This is a genomic window from Cedecea neteri (genome assembly GCF_000758325.1).
GTDB classification, from domain to species: Bacteria; Pseudomonadota; Gammaproteobacteria; order Enterobacterales; family Enterobacteriaceae; genus Cedecea; species Cedecea neteri_B.
Map to the genome: position 1 here is coordinate 2098014 of NZ_CP009459.1, position 21542 is coordinate 2119555.

At 55.1% G+C, this 21542-nt stretch carries 23 protein-coding genes; 14 read left to right on the top strand and 9 right to left on the bottom strand.

Annotated elements, in window-relative coordinates; genetic code table 11:
• Window positions 1-11 precede the first annotated feature (11 nt).
• Window positions 12-1169 (bottom strand): D-alanyl-D-alanine-carboxypeptidase/endopeptidase AmpH, encoded by a 1158-nt coding sequence (gene ampH, locus LH86_RS09885; protein ID WP_039300778.1) that lies wholly within the window; start codon window positions 1167-1169, stop codon window positions 12-14.
• Window positions 1170-1582: 413 nt separating this feature from the next.
• On the opposite strand from ampH, the gene lpxP reads away from it, so the two are divergent.
• The 3 genes from lpxP (at window position 1583) to sbmA (ending at window position 4414) form a co-directional block, all read left to right on the top strand.
• Window positions 1583-2509: a kdo(2)-lipid IV(A) palmitoleoyltransferase gene (lpxP, locus tag LH86_RS09890; RefSeq protein WP_039300781.1), complete on the top strand. Its 927-nt coding sequence runs from the start codon at window positions 1583-1585 to the stop codon at window positions 2507-2509.
• Between the two features lie 52 nt (window positions 2510-2561).
• Window positions 2562-3086, top strand: a complete 525-nt coding sequence (locus tag LH86_RS09895) for a cysteine hydrolase family protein (protein ID WP_039300783.1) — start codon at window positions 2562-2564, stop codon at window positions 3084-3086.
• Window positions 3087-3196: 110 nt separating this feature from the next.
• The gene (gene sbmA, locus LH86_RS09900; protein ID WP_039300787.1) at window positions 3197-4414 is read left to right on the top strand and encodes a peptide antibiotic transporter SbmA; all 1218 of its coding nucleotides are present in this window, start codon (window positions 3197-3199) and stop codon (window positions 4412-4414) included.
• Window positions 4415-4456: 42 nt separating this feature from the next.
• Here sbmA and LH86_RS09905 read toward each other — a convergent pair whose 3' ends face one another.
• From LH86_RS09905 to LH86_RS09915, 3 genes are read right to left on the bottom strand one after another with little or no spacing between them, the layout of a single operon-like run.
• Window positions 4457-5992, bottom strand: coding sequence for a DHA2 family efflux MFS transporter permease subunit (locus LH86_RS09905; RefSeq protein ID WP_039300790.1), 1536 nt, complete (start codon window positions 5990-5992; stop codon window positions 4457-4459).
• Between the two features lie 10 nt (window positions 5993-6002).
• Window positions 6003-7181, bottom strand: coding sequence for an HlyD family efflux transporter periplasmic adaptor subunit (locus LH86_RS09910; RefSeq protein WP_039290678.1), 1179 nt, complete (start codon window positions 7179-7181; stop codon window positions 6003-6005).
• 25 nt (window positions 7182-7206) lie between these two features.
• Window positions 7207-7662, bottom strand: coding sequence for a transcriptional regulator, SarA/Rot family (locus LH86_RS09915; RefSeq protein WP_008454465.1), 456 nt, complete (start codon window positions 7660-7662; stop codon window positions 7207-7209).
• 135 nt (window positions 7663-7797) lie between these two features.
• Between LH86_RS09915 and LH86_RS09920 the strand changes: the two genes are divergently transcribed.
• Window positions 7798-8910: a DUF1615 domain-containing protein gene (locus LH86_RS09920; RefSeq protein ID WP_039306059.1), complete on the top strand. Its 1113-nt coding sequence runs from the start codon at window positions 7798-7800 to the stop codon at window positions 8908-8910.
• Window positions 8911-8949: 39 nt separating this feature from the next.
• Here LH86_RS09920 and LH86_RS09925 read toward each other — a convergent pair whose 3' ends face one another.
• Window positions 8950-9288, bottom strand: a complete 339-nt coding sequence (locus LH86_RS09925; RefSeq protein ID WP_039300793.1) for a DUF2755 family protein — start codon at window positions 9286-9288, stop codon at window positions 8950-8952.
• A 272-nt stretch (window positions 9289-9560) separates the two neighbouring features.
• Here LH86_RS09925 and LH86_RS09930 point away from each other — a divergent pair, with 272 nt between their 5' ends.
• Complete coding sequence (locus tag LH86_RS09930; protein ID WP_052045637.1) at window positions 9561-9773, top strand: DUF2754 family protein; 213 nt, start codon at window positions 9561-9563, stop codon at window positions 9771-9773.
• Between the two features lie 3 nt (window positions 9774-9776).
• Here the strand turns inward: LH86_RS09930 and ddlA are convergent, their stop codons facing one another.
• Window positions 9777-10877 carry a D-alanine--D-alanine ligase gene (ddlA, locus tag LH86_RS09935; RefSeq protein ID WP_039290686.1) on the bottom strand — a complete coding sequence of 367 codons (1101 nt, stop codon included), beginning with the start codon at window positions 10875-10877 and terminating at the stop codon, window positions 9777-9779.
• Window positions 10878-11109: 232 nt separating this feature from the next.
• Between ddlA and LH86_RS09940 the strand changes: the two genes are divergently transcribed.
• The 4 genes from LH86_RS09940 (at window position 11110) to LH86_RS09955 (ending at window position 14788) form a co-directional block, all read left to right on the top strand.
• Window positions 11110-12327: a multidrug efflux MFS transporter gene (locus LH86_RS09940; protein ID WP_039306062.1), complete on the top strand. Its 1218-nt coding sequence runs from the start codon at window positions 11110-11112 to the stop codon at window positions 12325-12327.
• 274 nt (window positions 12328-12601) lie between these two features.
• Complete coding sequence (iraP, locus tag LH86_RS09945) at window positions 12602-12862, top strand: anti-adapter protein IraP (protein ID WP_038475168.1); 261 nt, start codon at window positions 12602-12604, stop codon at window positions 12860-12862.
• Window positions 12863-12955: 93 nt separating this feature from the next.
• Window positions 12956-14374, top strand: coding sequence for an alkaline phosphatase (gene phoA / locus LH86_RS09950; RefSeq protein WP_039300800.1), 1419 nt, complete (start codon window positions 12956-12958; stop codon window positions 14372-14374).
• A 102-nt stretch (window positions 14375-14476) separates the two neighbouring features.
• The gene (locus tag LH86_RS09955) at window positions 14477-14788 is read left to right on the top strand and encodes a PsiF family protein (protein ID WP_008454479.1); all 312 of its coding nucleotides are present in this window, start codon (window positions 14477-14479) and stop codon (window positions 14786-14788) included.
• A 131-nt stretch (window positions 14789-14919) separates the two neighbouring features.
• On the opposite strand, the gene proC is transcribed toward LH86_RS09955, so the two are convergent.
• Window positions 14920-15729: a pyrroline-5-carboxylate reductase gene (gene proC, locus LH86_RS09960; RefSeq protein ID WP_008454480.1), complete on the bottom strand. Its 810-nt coding sequence runs from the start codon at window positions 15727-15729 to the stop codon at window positions 14920-14922.
• Between the two features lie 179 nt (window positions 15730-15908).
• Here proC and LH86_RS09965 point away from each other — a divergent pair, with 179 nt between their 5' ends.
• Window positions 15909-16370 (top strand): YaiI/YqxD family protein, encoded by a 462-nt coding sequence (locus LH86_RS09965; RefSeq protein WP_008454481.1) that lies wholly within the window; start codon window positions 15909-15911, stop codon window positions 16368-16370.
• On the opposite strand, the gene LH86_RS09970 is transcribed toward LH86_RS09965, so the two are convergent.
• Complete coding sequence (locus tag LH86_RS09970) at window positions 16367-17128, bottom strand: DUF2076 domain-containing protein (protein ID WP_039300805.1); 762 nt, start codon at window positions 17126-17128, stop codon at window positions 16367-16369. The two genes, LH86_RS09965 and LH86_RS09970, sit on opposite strands and share 4 nt — an antisense overlap.
• A gap of 350 nt (window positions 17129-17478) precedes the next feature.
• On the opposite strand from LH86_RS09970, the gene aroL reads away from it, so the two are divergent.
• From aroL to ppnP, 3 genes are all read left to right on the top strand, one after another.
• Window positions 17479-18003, top strand: a complete 525-nt coding sequence (aroL, locus tag LH86_RS09975; RefSeq protein WP_039300807.1) for a shikimate kinase AroL — start codon at window positions 17479-17481, stop codon at window positions 18001-18003.
• A gap of 331 nt (window positions 18004-18334) precedes the next feature.
• Window positions 18335-19012, top strand: a complete 678-nt coding sequence (locus tag LH86_RS09980; protein WP_039300809.1) for an AroM family protein — start codon at window positions 18335-18337, stop codon at window positions 19010-19012.
• A gap of 82 nt (window positions 19013-19094) precedes the next feature.
• Complete coding sequence (gene ppnP / locus LH86_RS09985) at window positions 19095-19388, top strand: pyrimidine/purine nucleoside phosphorylase (RefSeq protein ID WP_008454495.1); 294 nt, start codon at window positions 19095-19097, stop codon at window positions 19386-19388.
• Window positions 19389-19447: 59 nt separating this feature from the next.
• On the opposite strand, the gene rdgC is transcribed toward ppnP, so the two are convergent.
• On the bottom strand, window positions 19448-20359 hold the full coding sequence (gene rdgC, locus LH86_RS09990; RefSeq protein ID WP_008454497.1) for a recombination-associated protein RdgC: 912 nt from the start codon (window positions 20357-20359) through the stop codon (window positions 19448-19450).
• 125 nt (window positions 20360-20484) lie between these two features.
• Between rdgC and mak the strand changes: the two genes are divergently transcribed.
• The gene (gene mak / locus LH86_RS09995) at window positions 20485-21396 is read left to right on the top strand and encodes a fructokinase (protein WP_039300811.1); all 912 of its coding nucleotides are present in this window, start codon (window positions 20485-20487) and stop codon (window positions 21394-21396) included.
• The last annotated feature ends 146 nt before the right edge of the window (window positions 21397-21542 follow it).

Here is a 21542-nt window from a genome sequence, read left to right on the forward strand (position 1 = left end):
GCGCGCAATTTTCAGGATGCCGGTGTTACTACAGCCTTATTGCCGCTGAGTTCCGTCACCAGATCGTTCACGCCGTCGCTCATGTTGACGAAGCGGGTCAGCGGCGAGCGTGTGACCACCACAAAAACGCCCACGTTATTCTGCGGCACCATCGCCATGTAGGTGATAAAGCCGCCGCCGCCGCCGGTTTTCTGAATAATGCCCGGTCGGCCTTCTTTCGGTGACATCCAGACCCAGCCCATGCCCAGCGCGTCAGCTTTCCCCGGTACGTCCATGCCAATGACCTTATGCAGCTGGCTGCGCTGATAAATCAGGGTTTGCATTCTGTCCGCCTGATTACCGCGATGATGGAAGTCGGAAGAGAGGAACTGCTGCATCCAGCGCATCATGTCACCTGGCGTAGAGTAAACGCCGCCGCTGCCCACCGCCGCCAGCGTGTTATCACAAGGGCTGGCACCTTTCTCGGCGACCATCAGGCGCTTGCACTGGTCTGGCGAAGGGGTAAAGGTGGTGTCTTTCATGCCCAGCGGGCGGGCGATTTGCTCATCGAACAGGTCGGCATAAGGCCTGCCTGTTGCGCGGGACAGGGCATCGGCCAGCAGGTCAAACGCCAGGTTTGAATAAGCGGCCACGGTGCCCGGGGCGGCTTTCAGCGTGGCCTGCGAGAGCCAGTTCCAACGCTGATCCCGCGTCGGCCAGGTAAACACCGTGCGGTGCGCTGCGCCGCCGGGCTGTTCGCGCGGCAGGGAGCTGGTGTGAGTGGCCAGGTTAATCAGCGTAATCGGCTGGCCGTTAAAGGTCGGCACCCGCGCGCCGGGAGGCGCATATTTGCTGAGCGGATCGTTGAGCTGGACTTTGCCCTGATCGAGCATTTTTACCAGCATTTCGCTGGTCATCAGCTTCGTTAGTGAGGCAATGCGGATCACCGAATCCAGCTGTGGGCGAACGTTATTGCCCGGTCTGGTGTCGCCGAAGCTGCGAAATACCCGCTGGTTACCGTCGATAACCACGATGGCCATGCCGGTTGCGCCGCTGCCGTAATAAATATGGTTGGCGTAGCGATCGACAACGTCGGCGGCAAATTCAGGCGCCGGAGACGGTTGCGCAAAACCGAGTGACGGCAGCAGCGCAGCGGCCAGCAAAAGAAGACGAGGAAGACGAGTTTTCAACGCAAAAATCCAGTTTAAAAAATAAGGCGGTATTGCAGGTATTTATACTACTCTGCGCCCTTATGCAAAGCGTCAATTCAGCCTTTACGGCCTGAAAAGCGTAACCGTGCGTTACATCACCAGCTGGCGTACGAAAGTTTGCCAGTTGCGGCTTAATAAAGCATTTTTTTGCCCGTGTGTACGTCCCGGCTGGCGCTGTTGCCCGGCGGCCCTAAAGAATGATCTTAAATAAGATTAAAGACAGATGATTTCGCTACGCTGCTTTAGCAAAAAGTGCGTATTATCCTGCTCGTTATTAACGGTCCGAGTGCAACTATTGCTGAACCCCGGAATCTTAGTAACGGCTTAAGGCGTACCGCGATTGATTCAATTCTTTATGCGATACATCATCTCCTCGCATTAAAGAAGTGAATATGTCTACTAAACCGCTGTTTTATAAATGCCTCTTGCATCCTCGCTATTGGTTTACCTGGTTTGGGCTGGGTGTGCTTTGGCTATGGGTGCAGCTCCCGTATCCGGTGTTGATGAAAATGGGCGACCTGATTGGTCGTTTCTCCATGCGTTTTCTCAAGCGTCGGGTCACTATTGCCCGCCAGAATCTTCGCCTTTGCTTCCCGCATTACACTGAGGCGCAGGTCGAGATGATCGTTCAGAAAAACTTTGGCTCGCTCGGCATGGGCTTGATTGAAACCGGCATGGCCTGGTTCTGGTCTGATGAACGTGTACGCAAGTGGTTTGAGGTTCGCGGCCTGGAGCACATCAACGCCGCCTGCGACAAAGGCAAAGGCGTGATGGTTATCGGCGTGCATTTTATGTCGCTGGAACTGGGCGGGCGCGTAATGGGCCTGTGTCGCCCCATGATGGCGATGTACCGGCCACACAACAACAAAGTTATGGAATACGTGCAAACCCGGGGGCGGTCGCGCTCCAACAAAGCGATGCTCGACAGGCGCAACCTGAAGGGGATGGTGAAAGCGCTGAAATCCGGTGAGGCGGTGTGGTTTGCCCCGGATCAGGACTATGGTCCGAAAGGCAGTTCTTTTGCGCCTTTCTTTGCTGTTCAGCAGGCCGCGACAACCAACGGCACCTTTACTATTGCTCGCCTGGCAAAACCCGCCATTCTGACCACGGTTTTGATCCGCAAACCCTGCGGGACTGGTTATCAGCTGGTCATTGAGCCGGAGTTTTGTGATTATCCGGGCGAAGATGAGCAGGCTGCCGCAGCCTATATGAATCGTAAGATTGAGCACGAAATTATGCGCGCGCCGGAGCAGTATCTGTGGCTGCACCGTCGTTTTAAAACCCGGCCTTTTGGCCACGCCGGGCTCTACACGATTTAATCTTCAGGCAGGTGTGCTAAGCTTTTTTTCTTCTTATTTGAGGAGAATTAGCATGCCTGCAGCCCGCGTTGTGATGGTTATCGATATGCAAAACGGCGTTTTAGAGTCGCCCCGCCGTGCCCGTGAACAAACCGCCGCCAGAATTAATCAGCTTATTGATGCCGCAGAAAAAGTGATTTTTATTCAACATCACGAGGCAGAGCTTCAGCCAGGTAGTGAAGCGTTCGACATTATTCCCGAACTGCATCGCCCGGAACATGCGCTGTATGTGACCAAAACCGCCTGTGATGCTTTCTACCGCACGACGCTGGATTCGTTGTTAAAACAGGATGGAATTGATGAGCTGGTGGTATGTGGCTGCGCCACGGATTACTGCGTGGATACCACGGTCAAAAACGGTGTCAGCCGGGGCTATGCGATGACGGTTGCCAGCGACGCCCATACCACGGCGGACCGTGCATCGGTGAGCGCCGAAGCGCTGATTAATCACCACAACGAGGTTTGGGCCAATCTGTCGATTCCGGGCAATACGCTGGCGGTAAAAACGACGGCGGCTATTCTCGACGGCTGGCGCTAAGTTATGTAAGCCTCTCTCACTCCTTGATACAACATTCTGCAAGCATTATCGTAGAACGTTCGCTATAACCGGCAGATATAACAACAAAAAGTCGTACCAGGAGTGTTGTCATGTTCAAATCTTTCTTCCCGTCGCCGAAGCTGTTTTTTCTTTCAGCGGCAATATGGGGACTACTCGCAGTTATATTCTGGCAGGCCGGTGGCGGCCTGTGGTTAGAGAATCTTGCAGGCGCCAGCCAGCAATTACCCATTGGGGCGACACGCTTATGGGCAGTTAAGTCTCTTGTTTTTTATGCTTTTTATGCCGTTTGTGTTGGCCTGTTTGCCGGTGCCTGGTTTATTTTTAGCCCCCATCCCTGGCAGCGCTGGTCGATTCTCGGTTCCTCGCTGATCGTTTTTGTCACCTGGTTTTTAGTCGAAGTCGGGGTGGCGATAAATGCCTGGTACAATCCGTTTTACAGTTTGATCCAAACGGCACTTAGCGCACCCAATAAAGTGTCTGTTGGCCAGTTTTATAGCGAAGCTGGGGCATTCCTTGGCCTTGCGTTAATCTCGGTGACGGTGGGGGTTATGAATCTGTTCTTCATTAGCCACTATGTCTTCCGCTGGCGCACCGCGATGAATGACTACTATATGGAACACTGGCAGAAGCTGCGTCATATCGAAGGGGCTGCTCAGCGTGTGCAGGAAGACACCATGCGCTTTGCCTCTACTCTGGAAGATATGGGAGTGAGCTTGTTGCAGTCAGTCATGACGTTAATCGCATTCCTGCCGATACTGGTGACGCTGTCTCCGTATGTTAAAGATATCCCTATCGTGGGCAATATCCCTTATGGTCTGGTGATTGCGGCAATTATCTGGTCAATAATTGGCACCGGGCTGCTGGCGCTGGTGGGTATTAAGCTGCCGGGTTTACAGTTTAATAATCAGCGCGTTGAGGCGGCTTACCGTAAAGAATTGGTTTATGGTGAGGATGATGCTTCTCGCGCGACGCCGCCGACGGTGAAAGCGTTGTACGAAGATGTTCGCTATAACTATTTCCGTCTCTACTTCCATTACACCTATTTCAATATCGCCCGTATTCTCTATCTGCAATTGGATGCATTATTCGGTATGTTTCTGCTGTTCCCGACGATTTCTGCGGGGGCTATTACCTTCGGTATCATGCAACAGATTCTGAATGCTTTTGGCCAGGTGCGCGGCTCGTTCCAGTATTTGATCAGCTCCTGGACCACGCTGGTTGAATTGATGTCTATCTACAAACGTCTGCGCAGCTTCGAGCGTACGCTGCAGGATGAGCCGGTGCCGGGCACCGAAGAAGCCGTCTGAGGCGAAAAGAAAAGGGATGGCGCAATGCCATCCCTTTTTTGATCAGTGCCCTGCGGAAGGGGCGCCGGGTGCACCAGCCCGCACAAACGGCGGACGAGCAAACCAAATCACCACAATCAGCGCCATAAAGCCCCAGCCCAGCAGCCAGAAGTAGTCGATGGTCGACATCATATAGGCCTGCTGCTCAATGGTTTTATCCACTACGGCCAGGTGCTGCTGCGTGGCGCCGCCCATCTTGTGCAGGTAATCCACCGCTGACGGATTGTAAGCTGAGACGCTCTCCGTCAGGTTGGCGTGGTGATAAACCTCGCGGCGCGACCAAATCCAGGTAGTCAGCGACGAGGCAAACGACCCGCCAAGCACGCGGAAGAAGGTGGCCAGGCCAGAACCTTCCGCAACTTCAACGCCGTGCAGGTTCGACAGCACAATAGTGGTGATCGGCATGAAGAAGAACGCTACACCAATCCCCATAAACAGCTGCACTTCAGCAATGGTGCGGAAATCTACGTTGGTATTAAACTGCGCGCGCATCAGGCACGAAGCGCCCATGGTCAGGAACGACAGCGTGGCCAGCAGGCGCATATCAACCTTGTTGGCGTAGCGCCCGACTATCGGCGTCAGCAAGAGCGGCAGCACGCCCATCGGGGCAGCCGCCAGCCCGGCCCAAATTGCGGTGTAGCCCATCTGGGTTTGCAGCCACTGCGGCAAAATGATGTTAATGGCGAAGAATGCCGCATAGCCCAGCGTCAACGACAGCGTCCCGATGGCGAAGTTACGGTCGGCGAACAACCGCAGGTTGACTATCGGGTGGCGCTCGCCCAGTTCCCAAATGACAAACGACACCAGCGAAACCGCGGAGATAACCGACATGGTGATTATCTCCGGCGAGGCGAACCAGTCGAGATCGTTCCCTTTATCCAGCACCACCTGCAGCAGCCCCACGCCCAGCACCAACAGCGCAATCCCGATGTAATCGATAGGGGCTATGGTGGTCGTTTCTTCACGCTCGCGCAGCTGCGTCCAGACCACGATGGCGGCAAAGATCCCGATCGGCACGTTGATGTAGAAGATCCACGGCCAGGAATAGTTATCGGTGATCCAGCCGCCGGTGATCGGCCCGACAATCGGCGCGACAACCGTCACCATCGACAGCAGCGCCAGCGCCATACTTCGCTTGCTGGACGGGAAGATAATCAGCAACAGCGTCTGGCACATCGGGAACATTGGCCCGGCGAAAAAGCCCTGCAGCGCGCGGAAGATAATCAGCTCGGTCATGCTGTGGGCAAAGCCGCACAGGAACGAGGTGAGGGTGAACAGCGCTACAGAACCCACGAACAGCTTTAGCTGCCCGAACCGGCGGGTAAACCAGCCGGTCAGCGGCAGGGCAATGGCGTTACACACCGCGAACGAGGTGATAACCCAGGTGCCCTGGTCGGCGCTGACGCCGAGGTTACCGGCGATCGTCGGCAGCGCCACGTTAGCGATGGTGGAATCCAGCACCTGCATAAACGTCGCCAGCGACAGCGCGATAGTCGCCAGCAGCAGGCTGGGAGGCGTAAACGCCGCCTTATCTTGCATAACGTCTCTCTTAGCGGTTGGCTGACGCTACCGGCTGGCTATTGTCATGAAGGATTTTCGTGACCAGTTTGTCGGCTTCGTCCAGCGCGTTCTGGTAAACGTCGGTGGTGAAGCGCGGCGCGGCGACGGTTTTTTGCGGCAGCAGGTGGCCGTCTGCATTGCGAATATCTACGCGAGCAAACATCGACAGGCCAACCCGTAGCGGGTGTTTCTGCATGTCGTGCGGGTCAAGCGTAATGCGGACCGGCAGGCGCTGAACGATTTTTATCCAGTTCCCGCTGGCGTTCTGGGCCGGCAGCAGCGAGAAGGCGCTGCCTGTACCGATGCCAAGGCTTTCAATGGTGCCGTGATACTCCACGTCATCCCCGTAGAGATCGGCGGTGAGCGTCACTTTCTGGCCCAGGCGCATGTCCTGCATCTGGCTCTCTTTGAAGTTGGCGTCTACCCAGACCTGGTCCAGCGGCACAATCGCCAGCAGGGTGGTACCGGAATCAACACGCATTCCCAGCTGAACGGCGCGTTTGGCGACAAAGCCGCTCACCGGCGCAACGATGGTGCTACGTGCGTTATCGAGGAAGCGCTGGCGCAGTGTCGCTACGGCGCTTTTAATTTCCGGATGGCTGTCGATAACTGTGTCATCCACCATCGCTAAATTAGTGCGTAATGCCTGCTGTGCGGCGACTAAATCGCTTTGCGCGCTGGTGACGGCATCGCGGTAATGGGACAGGTCTTCAGCGGCAATGGCCCCGGTGGCAAAAATCTTCTGGCGACGAGCGTAGTCGCTCTGTGCCGTTTGTAGCGCCACCTGCTTCGCGGCGACCTGGGCCCGGTAGTTATCCGCGGTGCTGTAAAGCCCACGTACCTGACGCACGGTATTCGCCAGGTTAGCTTCTGCCTGCTGGAGCGCGATTTCGGTGTCGCTCGGGTCGAGCTGCACCAGCGGCTGCCCTTTTTCGACGTAGTCTCCTTCATCGACGCTGACCTGCGTTACCGTGCCGCCGATTTGCGGCGTCAGCGTGACCTGGTTGCCGTTGACGTAGGCGTCGTCGGTGGTTTCGTAATAGCGCGCGTAAAGCATGTACCACGCCACGCAGCCCGCGCCGATCAGCAGCAGGATAATGAGAAAAATGGCGAAGTTACGCTTGCGCTTACTCGGCGCGCGTTCAACCTGCTCGGTAGAGGTTTGCATTTTTATGTGGCCTTAATCAGAAAGCTTAGAGGTGGCGCTCGGTGATCTCATCCGGCAGCATTTTGATCAGCAGTTCATTGAGCTGCTTTGCTTCTTCAGGCGTCAGGCGCTCGGTAAGGGTGCCGATGATCGACGCCAGCGCATCGTTCTGGAAAGCTTCGCACAGCTCTTGCCCTTTCTCGGTCAGCGCCAGAATGACCTGGCGTTTATCTTCGGGATTCACGTTTCGCACGATCAGATCTCGCTTCACCATTCGTTCAAGCATGCGGCTCATGGCGCCGGTATCCATCACCAGGTTTTTGCTGACTTCTACCGGGCTGTTAAAGCCCTTAAAGATGCTTATCAAGACTTTAAATTGCGCACCGGTGATGCCCATCGGCGAAAAGTACTGGGTGATGAGCTGGTCTTTGAACTGGTTCGACAGGTGAATCAGCAGGCCGAGGTGCAGTTTGGAATAGGGATTACCCGTAGTATTACTCATGGTATTTGCCTGGTCAGTAGTTGCAAATGAAATTACTGACCAGGCATCTAGTTGTCAATCGGTGATTTCCAGTAGCGCACAAACTGAAAAACAGGCAGGGTGGTGCGGGTGATGATGAAAGGGAGTGAAATTAACATGGTGGGTTCTGTCTCTCAGGCCCGGCGGCTTGCCGTGCCGGGGCTGCTGGCGCTGCTTGTGCTGGCCGGTTGTACAACCAAAACCACAACGCCGGGCACCACGACAACGTCGGCAAAACCGGTGGATATCGAAACCCTGGCCCAGCGCAAAATCCCTGCCGGGGTAAAAGACCGCGATGGGCTGGCAAAAGATCTGCTGACGACCCTGAAAAGCCAGAACCTCGAGCAGAGCGAAGAGAATATCTGTTCTGTGCTGGCGGTGGCGCTGCAGGAGTCTAATTTGCAGGCCGATCCGGCGGTGCCGGGGTTGAATAAAATTGCCTGGAAAGAGATCGACCGCCGCGCGGAGAAAATGCACATCCCGCCGCTGCTGGTGCACACCGCGTTGCGGATTAACTCCCCCAACGGCAAAAGCTATAGCGAGCGGCTGGATAACGTCAAAACCGAAGGGCAGCTCAGCGCTATTTTCGATGATTTCCTGACGATGGTGCCGATGGGGCAAAAGCTGTTCGGCAGCTTTAACCCGGTACGCACCGGCGGCACGATGCAGGTGAGCGTGGCCTTTGCCGAGAAACATACCGATGGCTACCCGTGGAAAATAGAAGGAACGGTGCGGCAGGAAGTTTTCACCCGCCGCGGTGGGCTTTGGTTCGGGACTTATCATTTGCTGAATTACCCAGCTAACTATACGAAACCGCTTTATCGCTTCGCCGACTACAACGCGGGCTGGTACGCCAGCCGCAATGCGGCTTTCCAGAGCGCCGTGAGTAAGGCGACGGGCGTGAAGCTGGCGCTGGACGGCGACCTGATTCTGTACACCAGCGATAAACCGAGCAGCACTGAAATGGCGGTGCGTAAGCTGTCGAAACAGCTGGATATGAGCGACAGCGAAATCCGCCGGGCGCTGCAAAAAGGCGACAGCATTGGGTTCGAAAAAACCAGCCTTTACAAGCAGGTCTTTGCGATAGCGGAGAAAAAGTCGGGGCAGCCGCTGGCCAGAGAAATCCTGCCGGGGATCGTGCTTGAAAGCCCTAAAATTACCCGTAATTTGACCACGGCCTGGTTTGCAAAACGCGTGGACGACAGGCGGGCAAGCTGTATGCAGAGGTGACGATGACGGGCGGAAGCGGCAAAGCTTCCGCCTTTTTGATCAGTAATACCAGGCGGAGTGGCGGCGGTTTCTCAGGCGTATCGTCAGGGCGACAATGCCGATGGCGACAGCGCCAAGCAGGAAGGGAATCAGCCCGAATACGGTGCTGACCGCCAGGCCCATCTCAATGCGCGGGCGGCTGGCATCGTTGCCTTGCGCCAGGTACTCCAGCAGGCCGGGCGCCTGCACAATAAGATTCAGCATTTGGGTGGCCACCCAGAAGCAAAAGAGAACGAACAGCGCATAGGCAATATTGCCCGGCACCGATCTTTCTGATTTTTCTGTCATTATGACCCGAGTAGCCGGAATAACGGCTTTCGACAATGAAATATCAGGCATCACGACCTCCCGTAAAAACGCAATCTGAACCCAATGTGTGGTATCTCATGGCGTGAATTTTGGCAGGTGATAAGCGTTGTCAATATCAGATTGCTGGTAATTTGAAGGCCAGAATCCTCCTGGATTTGCATTTTTTGCTCAAGTTCACATTTTAGTAACTTAAAGTAAATCTCGTTAACATTATGCTGGCGGAGTGCGTGGCAACCGCGCGTTTCTCCGCCGCCGATGTGCGACAATGCCTGCAGGCTTATTTTTGAATGCGTGAGGCGGCTATGTTAACCCTGAAAATGCGTCGGGACTGGCACTACTATGCGGTGGCGATTGGGCTGATTTTTATTCTGAATGGCGTGGTCGGCCTGCTGGGGCTGGAAACGAAGGGCTGGCAGAGCTATGCGGTGGGGCTGGTGACCTGGGCGATTGGTTTTTGGATAGCAGGCTTTATTATCCGCCGTCCCCGGGAAGAGTCGGACACGGCGGAGCCTTAAGTATTACGAAGTGATTGAGCTTTTCAGCGCGCAGTCCTGCTGGTGGCGCTCAAGGGCCAGCTCGATCAGGCGGGTAATCAACTCCTGGTAGCTGATGCCGCTGGCCTGCCACAGCTTGGGATACATGCTGATGTTGGTAAAGCCCGGCAGCGTGTTGATCTCATTGATGATCACGTCGTTATTTTCCGTCAGGAACACGTCAACGCGGGCCATACCGCTGCACTCCAGCGCCTGATAGGCACGCACGGCGATTTTACGGATTTTGTCGTTAACGTCGGCGTCGAGCGCCGCCGGGACAACGACCTGTGCCGCTTGCTCATCAATGTACTTGGTGTCGTAAGAATAGAACTCGCTGTTCACCACGATCTCGCCGCAGGTGCTGGCCTGCGGGTAATCATTCCCCAGCACGGCGCACTCAATTTCACGGCCTTTAATGCCGGTTTCAACCACCACTTTATGGTCAAACTCAAAGGCTAACGCCACCGCCGCGTGGTACTGCTCTTCGGTGCTGGCTTTGCTGACGCCGACAGAGGAACCCTGGTTGGCTGGCTTCACAAACAGCGGCAGACCCAGCTGTTTTTCGATCTCGGCGAAGCTGATTTTGGCGCGGTTAGCGCGGGTCAGCGTGATGAAAGGGGCAACGTTCAGGCCCGCATCGCGCAGCAGGCGTTTGGCGACGTCTTTGTCCATGCTGACCGCTGAGCCCAGCACGCCGGAGCCGACAAACGGCAGATTGGCGACGCGGAGCATGCCCTGCAGGGAACCGTCCTCGCCCAGCGTGCCGTGCACAATCGGGAAAATCACGTCGATTTGGGAAAGCTGCTCTGCGGTGCTGGTTTCAATCAGCTGGTGTTCGGTCTGGCCGGGGACCAGCGCCACGTTTTTCTCTGATCGGTTCAGGGCGATAAGCGCCGGATTATTGGCGTTCAGCAGGTAGCTGGACGCATCGTTGATATGCCACTGGCCCTGTTTATCAATCCCCAGCAGCACAACATCAAACTTCGACTTATCAATGGCGTCGACGATATTTTTTGCCGACTGCAGCGACACCTCGTGTTCTGCCGATTTTCCACCAAACACGATACCAACCCGCAGTTTTGCCATGCCTTTAATCCACCCATAAACTTTACGAAAGGGGACAACATAGCACGCTCATTCCGGGGATTCATGTGGTTCCTGCATCAACCTGTCCACTCGGGCAGGATATGTGCTTTAGTAAGCAATCATGTCTGGATCGTAATGACAGCGGTGGGGCGCTGACGGCGATATTCATTAGTGTGATAAGCTTTCCAGAAATCGTTCTGTTCTGGTTGCATCCCCTTTGAAAAAGCGCGCTATGGAGTCCTGGAAGGTCAATCTCATTTCGGTCTGGTTCGGCTGTTTTTTTACCGGCCTTGCGATCAGCCAAATTTTGCCTTTTCTTCCGCTCTACGTTGAGCAGCTTGGCGTCACATCCCATGAAGCCCTTTCCCTTTGGTCCGGCCTGACGTTCAGCGTCACGTTTTTGGTTTCGGCCATCGTTTCGCCGATGTGGGGCAGCCTGGCCGATCGCAAAGGGCGCAAGCTGATGCTGCTTCGCGCCTCGTTTGGTATGGCGGTGGCGATTCTTCTCCAGGCCTTTGCGACCAACGTCTGGCAGCTGTTCCTGCTGCGCGCGGTGATGGGGTTAACGTCGGGTTATATTCCTAATGCGATGGCGCTGATTGCCTCTCAGGTGCCACGCGAGCGCAGCGGCTGGGCTATCAGTACGCTCTCAACCGGGCAAATCAGCGGCGTGATCGTGGGTCCGCTGCTCGGCGGTTTTATGGCGGATCATCTTGGGCTAAGGCCGGTTTTCTTTGCCACTGCCGGGCTGCTGATGGTCAGTTTCCTGGTGACGCTGCTGCTGATTAAAGAGGGCGCTCGCCCGAAAATCAGTAAAGATGAGCGCCTGACCGGGAAAGAGGTGTTTGCCACGTTGCCCTATCCGTGGCTGATCCTCAGTCTGTTTATCACCACGCTGGTGATCCAGCTCTGTAACGGCTCGATTGGCCCGATTCTGGCGCTGTTTATCAAACAGCTGGCCCCGGACAGCAACAATATTGCGTTTATGAGCGGATTTATTGCCGCCTTGCCGGGCATATCCGCGCTCTTTGCCGCGCCTAAGTTGGGCAAACTGGGGGATCGGATTGGCACTGAACGTATTTTGATGGCGACGCTGTGCTGCGCCGTGGTGTTATTCCTGGCCATGTCCTTCGTCACTTCGCCGGTGCAGCTGGGTATCTTGCGCTTTTTGCTGGGCTTTGCTGACGGGGCAATGTTACCGGCGGTGCAAACGCTGTTACTCAAATACTGCAGCGACCAGGTCACCGGGCGTATCTTCGGTTATAACCAGTCGTTTATGTATTTGGGGAATGTCGCCGGGCCTTTAATGGGGGCCGGGGTTTCCGCAATGGCCGGTTTTCGTTACGTTTTTGCGGCAACCGCCGTGGTTGTGTTGCTCAATGTCTGGCAGTTGGCGGTGGCTTTTAAGCGCAAAAATGCCCGTCAGGCGCTGGCTGACAAAAGCGCTTAGCCGCCAGTCAGTTTCTCTGCGTGGGATATTATTGAGCGAAATATGAAGATTGATTTCGACTTATTATTCATTTAGTCCGCCGCTGTAGATTTAGAGAATAATATTCCATTATTCTTTTTTTGTGGTGCAAAAGATTCGTTGTCGGGATTATTATCAGAGAGAATCATTTTAATATTGCCGCTATTTGCTGTGACGCACATATTTAACCTGGGATATTGCTCTCAGGTGGATCTGAGTGTTAACGTCATGCCTTAACCCCGCAGGGACTGAGAAAATGAAAAATCTTATTGCTGAGTTATTGGTTAAGCTCGCCGAAAAGGAAGAAGAATCGAAAGAGCTGGTTGCTCAGGTTGAAGCACTGGAAATAGTGGTAACAGCCTTATTGAGACGCCTTGAACAGGGAGAGCGTTCGGCACTGGTTGCCAGCATTGAAGGGGCGTTAGATGATGCTTCCCCAAAGACGGCAGTGCCGGTCCAGGATACCGAATTACTCCGACAATATTTAAAAAAGCTCCTTATCCATCCCCGTAGTTGAATCAAATTTCACTGTCATATTAGTGTCATAAGTCATTTTTATACTCGCTCTGTTTTTATTTATATTCAGTAGTTACTACATGGAGAAAATAAAGTGAAACAGAGCGTAATTATCGCCAGCCTGCTGCCTTTGCTGCTTGTCAGCGCCCCATCAAAATCACAAGAAACATCCTCTTCCCCTCTGGAAAGTCGCGCCGCTCAGGGAGATTTAACTCAGCCGGGTGGTGCTCGCCGTATTACAGGCGATCAAACTGAAGCGATCCGGGCCTCGCTCAACAATAAAACAGTGAAGAACATTATTCTGCTGATTGGCGACGGAATGGGCGATTCGGAAATTACCGCCGCCAGAAACTATGCCGAAGGGGCTGGTGGTTTCTTTAAAGGGATTGATGCCTTACCGCTGACCGGGCAATACACCCATTATTCTTTAGACAAGAAAACGAAAAAGCCGGATTACGTCACCGACTCGGCGGCTTCCGCCACGGCGTGGAGTACCGGCGTGAAAACCTATAACGGCGCGCTGGGCGTGGACGTCGAGGGGAAAGATCACGTGACCATCCTCGAACTGGCGAAGGCGGCCGGTAAGGCGACGGGCAACGTTTCCACGGCAGAAATTCAGGATGCCACGCCAGCGGCGCTGGTTTCCCACGTGACGGGGCGTAAATGCTATGGCCCAAACGCGACCAGCGAAAAATGTGCCACTAACGCGCTGGAAAACGGGGGCAAAGGCTCTATTACCGAGCAACTGCTGAATACCCGCGCCGACGTGACGCTTGGCGGCGGGGCAAAAACCTTTAGCGAAACGGCGAAGGCCGGTGAGTGGAACGGGAAAACCCTGCGCGAGCAGGCCGATGCTCGTGGCTATCAGTGGGTGGATAACGCCGCTGGCCTTGCGGCGGTGACTGAAGCTAACCAGCAGAAGCCGCTGATCGGTATGTTCGCCGACGGCAATATGCCGGTGCGTTGGGAAGGCCCGAAGGCCACTTACCACGGGAATATAGATCAGCCTGCCGTGACCTGTACGGCAAATCCGAAGCGCGACAGCAGCGTACCAACCCTGGCGCAGATGACCGAAAAAGCTATCGACCTGCTGAAAGGCAACGAGAAAGGCTTCTTCCTGCAGGTTGAGGGTGCGTCTATTGATAAACAAGATCATGCCGCTAACCCTTGTGGACAGATCGGCGAGACGGTCGATCTCGATGAAGCCGTGCAAAAAGCGCTGGAGTTTGCCCGTAAAGACGGCAATACCCTGGTTATCGTCACCGCCGATCACGCCCATTCCAGCCAGATTGTGGCGCCGGACACCAAAGCTCCTGGCCTGACTCAGGCGCTGAACACCAAAGACGGCGCGGTGATGGTCATCAGCTACGGTAATTCCGAGGGAGAATCTCAGGAGCACACCGGCACCCAGCTGCGCGTGGCAGCCTATGGCCCACATGCCGCCAATGTGGTGGGACTGACCGATCAGACCGACCTGTTCTACACCATGAAATCGGCGATGGCGCTGGAGTAAAGGCGTGTTTGCGTAACAGGTAAGAAAAAAATGCGGCGGAAACGTCGCATTTTTTTTGCCTTAGGCCAGACTTTAAACGTCACAATAAAAAAGGAATAAGGTATGAAATTTTCATTATTAGCGGTGTTACTGGTAGGGCTGGTTGGGTCAGCAACGGCGGCAGATAAAACGATGACGCCTCAGCAGCAGCGTATGACAACCTGTAATCAGCAGGCGGCTTCGCAATCTCTGAAAGGGGATCAGCGTAAGAGCTACATGAGCAGCTGTCTCAAAGGGGAAGCGCCTGCCGCAGCGGGGAAAACCCTGACGCCTCAGCAGCAAAAAATGAAGGACTGTAATGCGGACGCGGCGAAGCAATCGCTGAAGGGCGACGCCAGAAAAACCTTTATGAGTAATTGCCTGAAGAAAAAGTAAGTTGTTTTGAATGACCCTCACCCCGGCCCTCTCCCTGAGAGGGAGAGGGAGAGGGGGAACAGAAGATTTATGCTCGCTCTAATTCCCTCTCCCCCTCGGGGAGAGGGTTAGGGTGAGGGGCTCTGTCAACATCAGGACTTCCCGAGCAGCTCCGACTTCGCCATACACTTCACCATCGCTTCCATCACGGCGGCGCGGAAACCTTTCTCTTCCAGCACTTTGACCGCTTCAATGGTGGTGCCGCCAGGGGAGCAGACCATGTCTTTCAGCTCGCCCGGGTGGGTGCCGGTTTCCAGCACCATCTTCGCCGAGCCCATCACCGCCTGAGCGGCAAACTGGTAGGCCTGTTTGCGCGGCATACCGCCCAGCACGGCGGCATCGGCCATAGCTTCGATAAACATAAAGACGTATGCCGGGGCAGAGCCGCTGACGCCCACGACCGGGTGGATCATTGCTTCGCTGACCACTTCGGCCTGGCCAAAGCTGCGGAAAATGCTCACCGCATCGGCAATGTCTTCCGGCGTGACCAGGGCGTTTGGCGTGACTGACGTCATGCCCGCGTTCACCAGCGCAGGGGTATTCGGCATCGCACGGATAATTTTCCGGTCATGGCCCAGCACTTTGGCCAGGGTTTCCAGAGTGATGCCCGCGGCAATGGAGATAATCACGGTGTCTTTATTCAGATCGGAGTTAACTTCGCTCAGCACCTTAAGCATGATGTTTGGCTTCACGGCGCCAAAGACGATGTCGGCTATCTGCGCGACTTCCTGCGCGCTCTGCGCCGGGTTAATGCCGTATTCTTCGCACAGGGCCTGAACTTTGTCCGGCGACGGGGTGTAGATCCAGATATTGCCGGCAGGCACAAGGCCGCTGGAAATCAGGCCGCCGAGGATGGCTTTGCCCATGTTACCGCAGCCAATAAACCCTATTTTCTTGTCCATAGCATGACTCCATGGTGATGTGTTTTGTTATTTGATGGTCATAGCTTAACGCGCTTTTTATCGCTTAGGCTATGTTTGCACTCAATGGCGAGCGGGCCGGGGTGGAAACAGATAAATTTTGTCATTCGGCAAAAGCACGGCAAAATCGCCCCCATTCCCACCGAAAGTCAGGAGCCATAATGCAAATTTGGGTGGATGCCGATGCGTGTCCAAAAGTCATCAAAGAGGTGCTGTTTCGCGCGGCAGATCGCGCTCAGGTCATGGTCACGCTGGTGGCCAATCAGGGGATGAAAACGCCGCCGTCGCGGTTTATTCGCAGCCTTCAGGTTGCCTCTGGATTTGACGTGGCGGATAACGAAATTGTGCGTCGCTGCGAGAAAGACGACCTGGTGATCACCGCTGATATTCCGCTGGCGGCGGACGTACTGGAGAAAGGGGCGGTGGCGCTGAATCCCCGCGGCGAGCTTTATACCCCTGCAACCATTCGTGAACGCCTGACGATGCGTGACTTTATGGATACCCTTCGCGCCAGCGGCGTACAAACCGGCGGGCCGGACAGCCTGAGCCAGCGCGACCGCCAGCAGTTTGCCAATGAGCTGGAAAAGTGGCTGCTGAAGGTCGCGCGGGCGCAAAAGTCTTAGATAAAGCTGTCGTCGTCGTCGCCGTAATCGTCGCCGCCAAAATCATCGTTACCGTAATCGGTATTGTCCTGCGACTGCCAGCCGCCCTGGTTCAGGAACTGACGGTCGTCGACCTGGCTGTAGTCATTGACCGAGTCGAATGAGCTGTTGTCGAAGGTCGGCGCTGGTTCATTGATAATATTAACGATCTCTTCCGGCTGGCTGCGGTGGAACATACTGGTTAGCATTTCTGCCACCACGACGCCACCGGCTACGCCCGCTGCGGTTTGCAGCGCGCCAGATAAGAACCCGCCTCCGGCACGCGGAACGCTGGCAGGGGCAGCCTGCTGCTGCTGTGCACCATACCCGCCAGGGGCGTTGTATCCACCTTGTTGAGGTGCGCCGTAGCCTGGTGCAGAAGAGGTACCATAGTTCTGGCTACCCGGAATCGGATCGGAGCCACGAGCCGTATTATTACTGTTGCTGCTGCCGCCACCGAATAATCCGGCAAGGAAACCGCCGCTGCTTTGCTGCTGGCGAGATTTCTGCTCCAGCTCGCTCACCTGCGCTTCCAGGGCCTGAATTTTGCCATTCAGTTGCTTCATGGCCGCTTCCTGAATAAGGATCGTCTGCGTCATGTAGTAGGCGGCACCCGGCTGCTGGCTGAGGTGTTGCGCAATCCGCTGTTCGGCGGCCGCATCGCGGGTGGCACTTTGGCTTTCGGCCTGTTTCAGACGGTCAAAAAGCCCGTCAATAAGACGTTGCTCTTCAGCTTGCATGGTTCATACCTCTGTCATGATGAAATCTTAAAACGAGTCTGGATCACATTCAGCGTCGGTGAAACGCCTTAATCGTAAAGCTAACCATAAATGTGTTACCGAATCTCAGATTAAGGGTTGTCATTGGCCTGGCGTTTAAAGTATTGTGGCGCAGTTAGCAGGTGGTGGATTTAGTTTACACTTGTTACGTATCAGTTAATGCCGTTATAGCTGGGTTTTAAGCGATAAATTTCATTTTTGTAACCATAGGTTTACACTTGTCGCGTACTAGTTTAGTGGTATTATCGCATTCTGTTTTCCTGCTTTTACCCCTTGTGGCCTCAGGCCCGCATTTCCGAGGATTATCTTTGATGACTCAACCCCTATTCTTAGTCGGCGCTCGCGGCTGTGGTAAGACGACCGTCGGTCAGGCATTGGCGAGAACGCTGGGTTACGCCTTTGTCGATACCGATAGTTTTCTGCTGAACCACACCGGCAAGAGCGTGGCGGAGATTGTGGCCGAAGAGGGCTGGGAAGGGTTTCGTGCTCGTGAATCCGATGCGCTGCAGCGCGTGACGGCTCCGGCGACCGTGGTGGCGACCGGTGGCGGCATGGTGCTGGCAGAGGGCAACCGGCAGTTTATGCAGGAAAACGGCATCCCCGTTTGGTTACATGCCCCGGCGCAGGTGCTGGCTTCACGCCTGACCGCTTCCCCGGAAGAAGGGCAGCGCCCAACGCTGACCGGGAAAGGCGTGACCGATGAAATCGTTGACGTGCTCGCCGCTCGTGAAGGGCTTTACCGGCAGGTTGCCCGCCACATTGTGGACGCCACCCGCACGCCGGATGCGGTAGTGGAAGCCATCCTTAGCGCATTACAAATGGCCCGCGCCAGTTAGCCTATACTTAACGCTCATCCATAAGAAATTGAGGACGAGCGATGGCCACTCAACTGCCTTCCTTCTGGTTCCTGACCGGCATTTTCAGGCGTACGCTGCGCGTGAGACTTCCTTCATAAGAGAAACTTTTATCTCATTCATTTAGCTAAAATATATTCCATTAGAGATGTTGCTCAGTAGTTGATGTTTCGTTAAGGATTTCGATGTCGCTCTGGTTGTATGCTGCGGATTGTGGCGATCAGAAAACGATCGACCCCGGCGGAGTTATTTCATAGCGGACGTGGAGCAGTGCAGCGAAGAGGGCGGTAACTGAGTAATAGCGGAGCGAAGCATGAAACCAACTGTAGCCATTCTCACCGTCGGCAAAGTGTCAGTCAGTGAGGTTTTACCTTTTTTAACTGAACATATCTCTGAACAACAAATCTCCCAGGTCAGCCTGTTGGGCAATCTCTCCTCCGAGGAAGTTCGTCTTCAGTTTTCCCCATCCCCAGGCGAAGACACGTTGCTCACGCTGCTGGCGGATAACACCATTACTTCAGTTGGCCGCAACAAAATCTCGATAGCGATGCAGGGGATCATCGAACAGCTGGATAATCAGGGCTACGAAGTTATCCTGCTGATGAGCACGATGCCGCTGACGGGGTTAAGCGCCCGCAATGCCATCCTGCTGGAGCCTGAGCGCATCATTCCTCCGCTGGTGGCGTCGATTGTGGATGGTCATCAGGTGGGGATCATTCTGCCGGTGGCCGAAATGATTAAGTTCCAGGAACTGAAGTGGCACAAGCTGACCCATCCGCCGCGTTACGCGCTCGCGAATCCGATACATGGCAGTGAAAACGAGCTATTGGAGGCGGGAAAAAAACTGATGGCGGAAGGGGCGGACGTTCTGGTCCTCGACTGCCTCGGCTACCATCAAAAACACCGGGATTTACTGCAAAAGCAGCTGGATGTGCCGGTGCTGTTATCCAACGTACTGGTGGCCAGATTAGCTGCAGAATTGCTTATCTGAACGGAATTAACAATTTGCGTGACAGGCCGGAGAGTTCGCCTCTATAGTGGTTTTTTCAATAATGTCGATAAAGGGCCTGTCCATGCTTCAGAGTAACGAGTACTTCTCCGGGAAAGTAAAATCCATCGGTTTTACCAGCAGCAGCACTGGCCGTGCGAGCGTTGGGGTGATGGCGGAGGGGGAATACACCTTCGGGACCGCCCAGCCGGAAGAGATGACCGTAGTGAGCGGCGCATTGCACGTTTTGCTGCCGGGAGAAACAGAGTGGAAAACCTATGCTGCGGGCGAAGTCTTTAACGTTCCGGGCCACAGCGAGTTTCATCTGCAGGTTGCCGAGCCAACGTCCTACCTTTGCCGCTACCTGGCCGATAAATAACTGAGTTTCAGGCCCCTCGTTTCACCGCGAGGGGCTTTTTTATGCGTCAGTCGCAGCGATTAACGCTGCGCTTCCCCACCCAGGGCTTCCACCAGATTGGTAATCAGCGCCGACAGCTCGCCGGTCATCAGAATAAAATCGGCGTCGAAACGTCCGCCAAAATCTTCCCGGTCGATATCGTCGTTCTGTTCGCGCAGGATATCGGCAAATTTCAGGCGCTTGACCGAGCCGTCGTCCGCCAGCACGAACTGAATACGCTCCTGCCAGTCCAGCGCCAGCTTGGTGACCACTTTGCCGGTTTCAATGTGCGCGGCGATTTCATCGCATACCAGCTCTTGCTGCTTGCAGCGGATCACGCCGCCGCCTTCAAGGATCGCCTTGAGTTCTGCTTCGTCCATCAACGCAAAACCTGCCGGAACATCCCCTGAACGCACCCACTCGGTCAGCGTCAGTTCGATAGGGTTTTCCAGCGCCAGCGGTACCACCGGCAGAGAACCCAGGCTTTTACGCAGCAGGGCCAGCGTATCTTCCGCTTTTTTGGCGCTGGCGCAGTCAACCATGATCAGGCCGTTGACGGTGTCTATCCACATCATTGTCTGGCTAAAACGGCTGAAAGCGCGCGGCAGCAGGGAGTGCAGTACTTCGTCTTTCAGGGAATCTTTTTCGGTCTTTTTCAGCTTGCGGGCCTGTTCCGCTTCCAGCTTATTGATTTTGGCTTCAAGAGCCTGTTTGATGACCGGAGCGGGCAGAATTTTTTCTTCTTTACGGGCGCAAATCACAATCTGGCCGTTGGCAACATGGGTTAATGCATCGCTGTGCGAGCCCATCGGCGACACCCAGCCGGTTTTGGCCATGTCCTGGCTGCCGCAAGGGGTGAAGGTGAAGGCGGCTAACTGTTTTTCCATTGCATCCGCCGTCAGCGTGATGTCACGGCTTAAACGGTAAACCATTAAATTTTTAAACCACAGCATGATTCTGTCCCAGGTTGTCAGTTAAACGCAGCGGGCATGATAACGAATTGACGGCCTCGTTTCATTGTCTTTGCTTGGCCTGCATTTTAGGTAGTTGATAATTATCACCAAATGAGGAAGTTCTTGTGCGCATAGGTATCGATCTCGGTGGGACTAAAACAGAAGTGATCGCGCTGGCAGACGACGGGAAACAGCTTTACCGCCACCGTTTGCCCACGCCAAAAAACGACTACCAGGCCACCATCAAAAACATTGTTGAGCTGGTAAGGCTGGCGGAAGAAGCCACGGGCGAGACCGGTACGGTAGGGCTTGGGATCCCAGGCTCGATCTCCCCTTATACCCGGGTGGTGAAAAATGCGAACTCAATCTGGCTGAACGGGCAGCCGTTTGACAAAGATCTTAGCGTGGCGCTCAAGCGCGAGGTCAGGCTGGCGAATGATGCTAACTGCCTGGCGGTGTCGGAAGCTATCGACGGCGCTGCCGCAGGGGCACCGATCGTCTTCGCGGTGATCATCGGCACCGGCTGCGGCGCGGGCGTGGCGATCAATGGCCGGAGCCTGATCGGCGGTAACGGCACCGCAGGCGAGTGGGGGCATAACCCGCTGCCGTGGATGGATGAAGACGAACTGCGTTTCCGGGAAGAAGTGCCGTGCTACTGCGGCAAGCAGGGCTGTATTGAGACCTTTATTTCCGGCACCGGTTTTGGCACGGACTACCAGCGCCTGAGCGGAAAAACGCTGAAAGGGCATGAGATTATCAGCCTGGCAGAGCAGCAGGATCCGCTGGCAGAGCTGGCTATCAGCCGCTATGAGACGCGTCTGGCGAAGTCGCTGGCGCATATCGTCAACATTCTGGATCCGGATGTGATCGTGCTGGGCGGTGGGATGAGCAACGTGGAGCGTTTATACCGGACGGTGCCGCAGCTGATTAAGCCGTGGGTGTTTGGCGGCGAGTGTGAAACGCCCGTTCGCAAAGCGGTACACGGGGATTCCAGCGGCGTTCGCGGTGCGGCGTGGCTGTGGCCGATAGAGAAGTAAATCACCCCTCACCCCGACCCTCTCCCCATGGGGGAGAGGGAGAAAACAACAGGTCAGAACGGCAGGCAATCTATTCCCTCTCCCCAAAGGGGCGAGGGCGAAACAGGTGACGGAGAGCACTGTCTATCCCCTCTCCCTTTTAGGGA

Excerpts from the sequence above, each read along its gene's own strand:
- ppnP (WP_008454495.1), top strand. The coding sequence starts at position 19,095 with ATGCTTCAGAGTAACGAGTACTTCTCCGGGAAAGTAAAATCCATCGGT.
- LH86_RS09980 (WP_039300809.1), top strand. The coding sequence starts at position 18,335 with ATGAAACCAACTGTAGCCATTCTCACCGTCGGCAAAGTGTCAGTCAGT.
- LH86_RS09895 (WP_039300783.1), top strand. The coding sequence starts at position 2,562 with ATGCCTGCAGCCCGCGTTGTGATGGTTATCGATATGCAAAACGGCGTT.
- iraP (WP_038475168.1), top strand. The coding sequence starts at position 12,602 with ATGAAAAATCTTATTGCTGAGTTATTGGTTAAGCTCGCCGAAAAGGAA.
- lpxP (WP_039300781.1), top strand. The coding sequence starts at position 1,583 with ATGTCTACTAAACCGCTGTTTTATAAATGCCTCTTGCATCCTCGCTAT.
- LH86_RS09940 (WP_039306062.1), top strand. The coding sequence starts at position 11,110 with ATGGAGTCCTGGAAGGTCAATCTCATTTCGGTCTGGTTCGGCTGTTTT.
- LH86_RS09910 (WP_039290678.1), bottom strand. The coding sequence starts at position 7,181 with ATGCAAACCTCTACCGAGCAGGTTGAACGCGCGCCGAGTAAGCGCAAG.
- sbmA (WP_039300787.1), top strand. The coding sequence starts at position 3,197 with ATGTTCAAATCTTTCTTCCCGTCGCCGAAGCTGTTTTTTCTTTCAGCG.
- LH86_RS09920 (WP_039306059.1), top strand. The coding sequence starts at position 7,798 with ATGGTGGGTTCTGTCTCTCAGGCCCGGCGGCTTGCCGTGCCGGGGCTG.
- ddlA (WP_039290686.1), bottom strand. The coding sequence starts at position 10,877 with ATGGCAAAACTGCGGGTTGGTATCGTGTTTGGTGGAAAATCGGCAGAA.
- LH86_RS09965 (WP_008454481.1), top strand. The coding sequence starts at position 15,909 with ATGCAAATTTGGGTGGATGCCGATGCGTGTCCAAAAGTCATCAAAGAG.
- LH86_RS09915 (WP_008454465.1), bottom strand. The coding sequence starts at position 7,662 with ATGAGTAATACTACGGGTAATCCCTATTCCAAACTGCACCTCGGCCTG.
- LH86_RS09925 (WP_039300793.1), bottom strand. The coding sequence starts at position 9,288 with ATGCCTGATATTTCATTGTCGAAAGCCGTTATTCCGGCTACTCGGGTC.
- LH86_RS09930 (WP_052045637.1), top strand. The coding sequence starts at position 9,561 with ATGTTAACCCTGAAAATGCGTCGGGACTGGCACTACTATGCGGTGGCG.
- rdgC (WP_008454497.1), bottom strand. The coding sequence starts at position 20,359 with ATGCTGTGGTTTAAAAATTTAATGGTTTACCGTTTAAGCCGTGACATC.
- LH86_RS09955 (WP_008454479.1), top strand. The coding sequence starts at position 14,477 with ATGAAATTTTCATTATTAGCGGTGTTACTGGTAGGGCTGGTTGGGTCA.
- LH86_RS09970 (WP_039300805.1), bottom strand. The coding sequence starts at position 17,128 with ATGCAAGCTGAAGAGCAACGTCTTATTGACGGGCTTTTTGACCGTCTG.
- LH86_RS09905 (WP_039300790.1), bottom strand. The coding sequence starts at position 5,992 with ATGCAAGATAAGGCGGCGTTTACGCCTCCCAGCCTGCTGCTGGCGACT.
- proC (WP_008454480.1), bottom strand. The coding sequence starts at position 15,729 with ATGGACAAGAAAATAGGGTTTATTGGCTGCGGTAACATGGGCAAAGCC.
- aroL (WP_039300807.1), top strand. The coding sequence starts at position 17,479 with ATGACTCAACCCCTATTCTTAGTCGGCGCTCGCGGCTGTGGTAAGACG.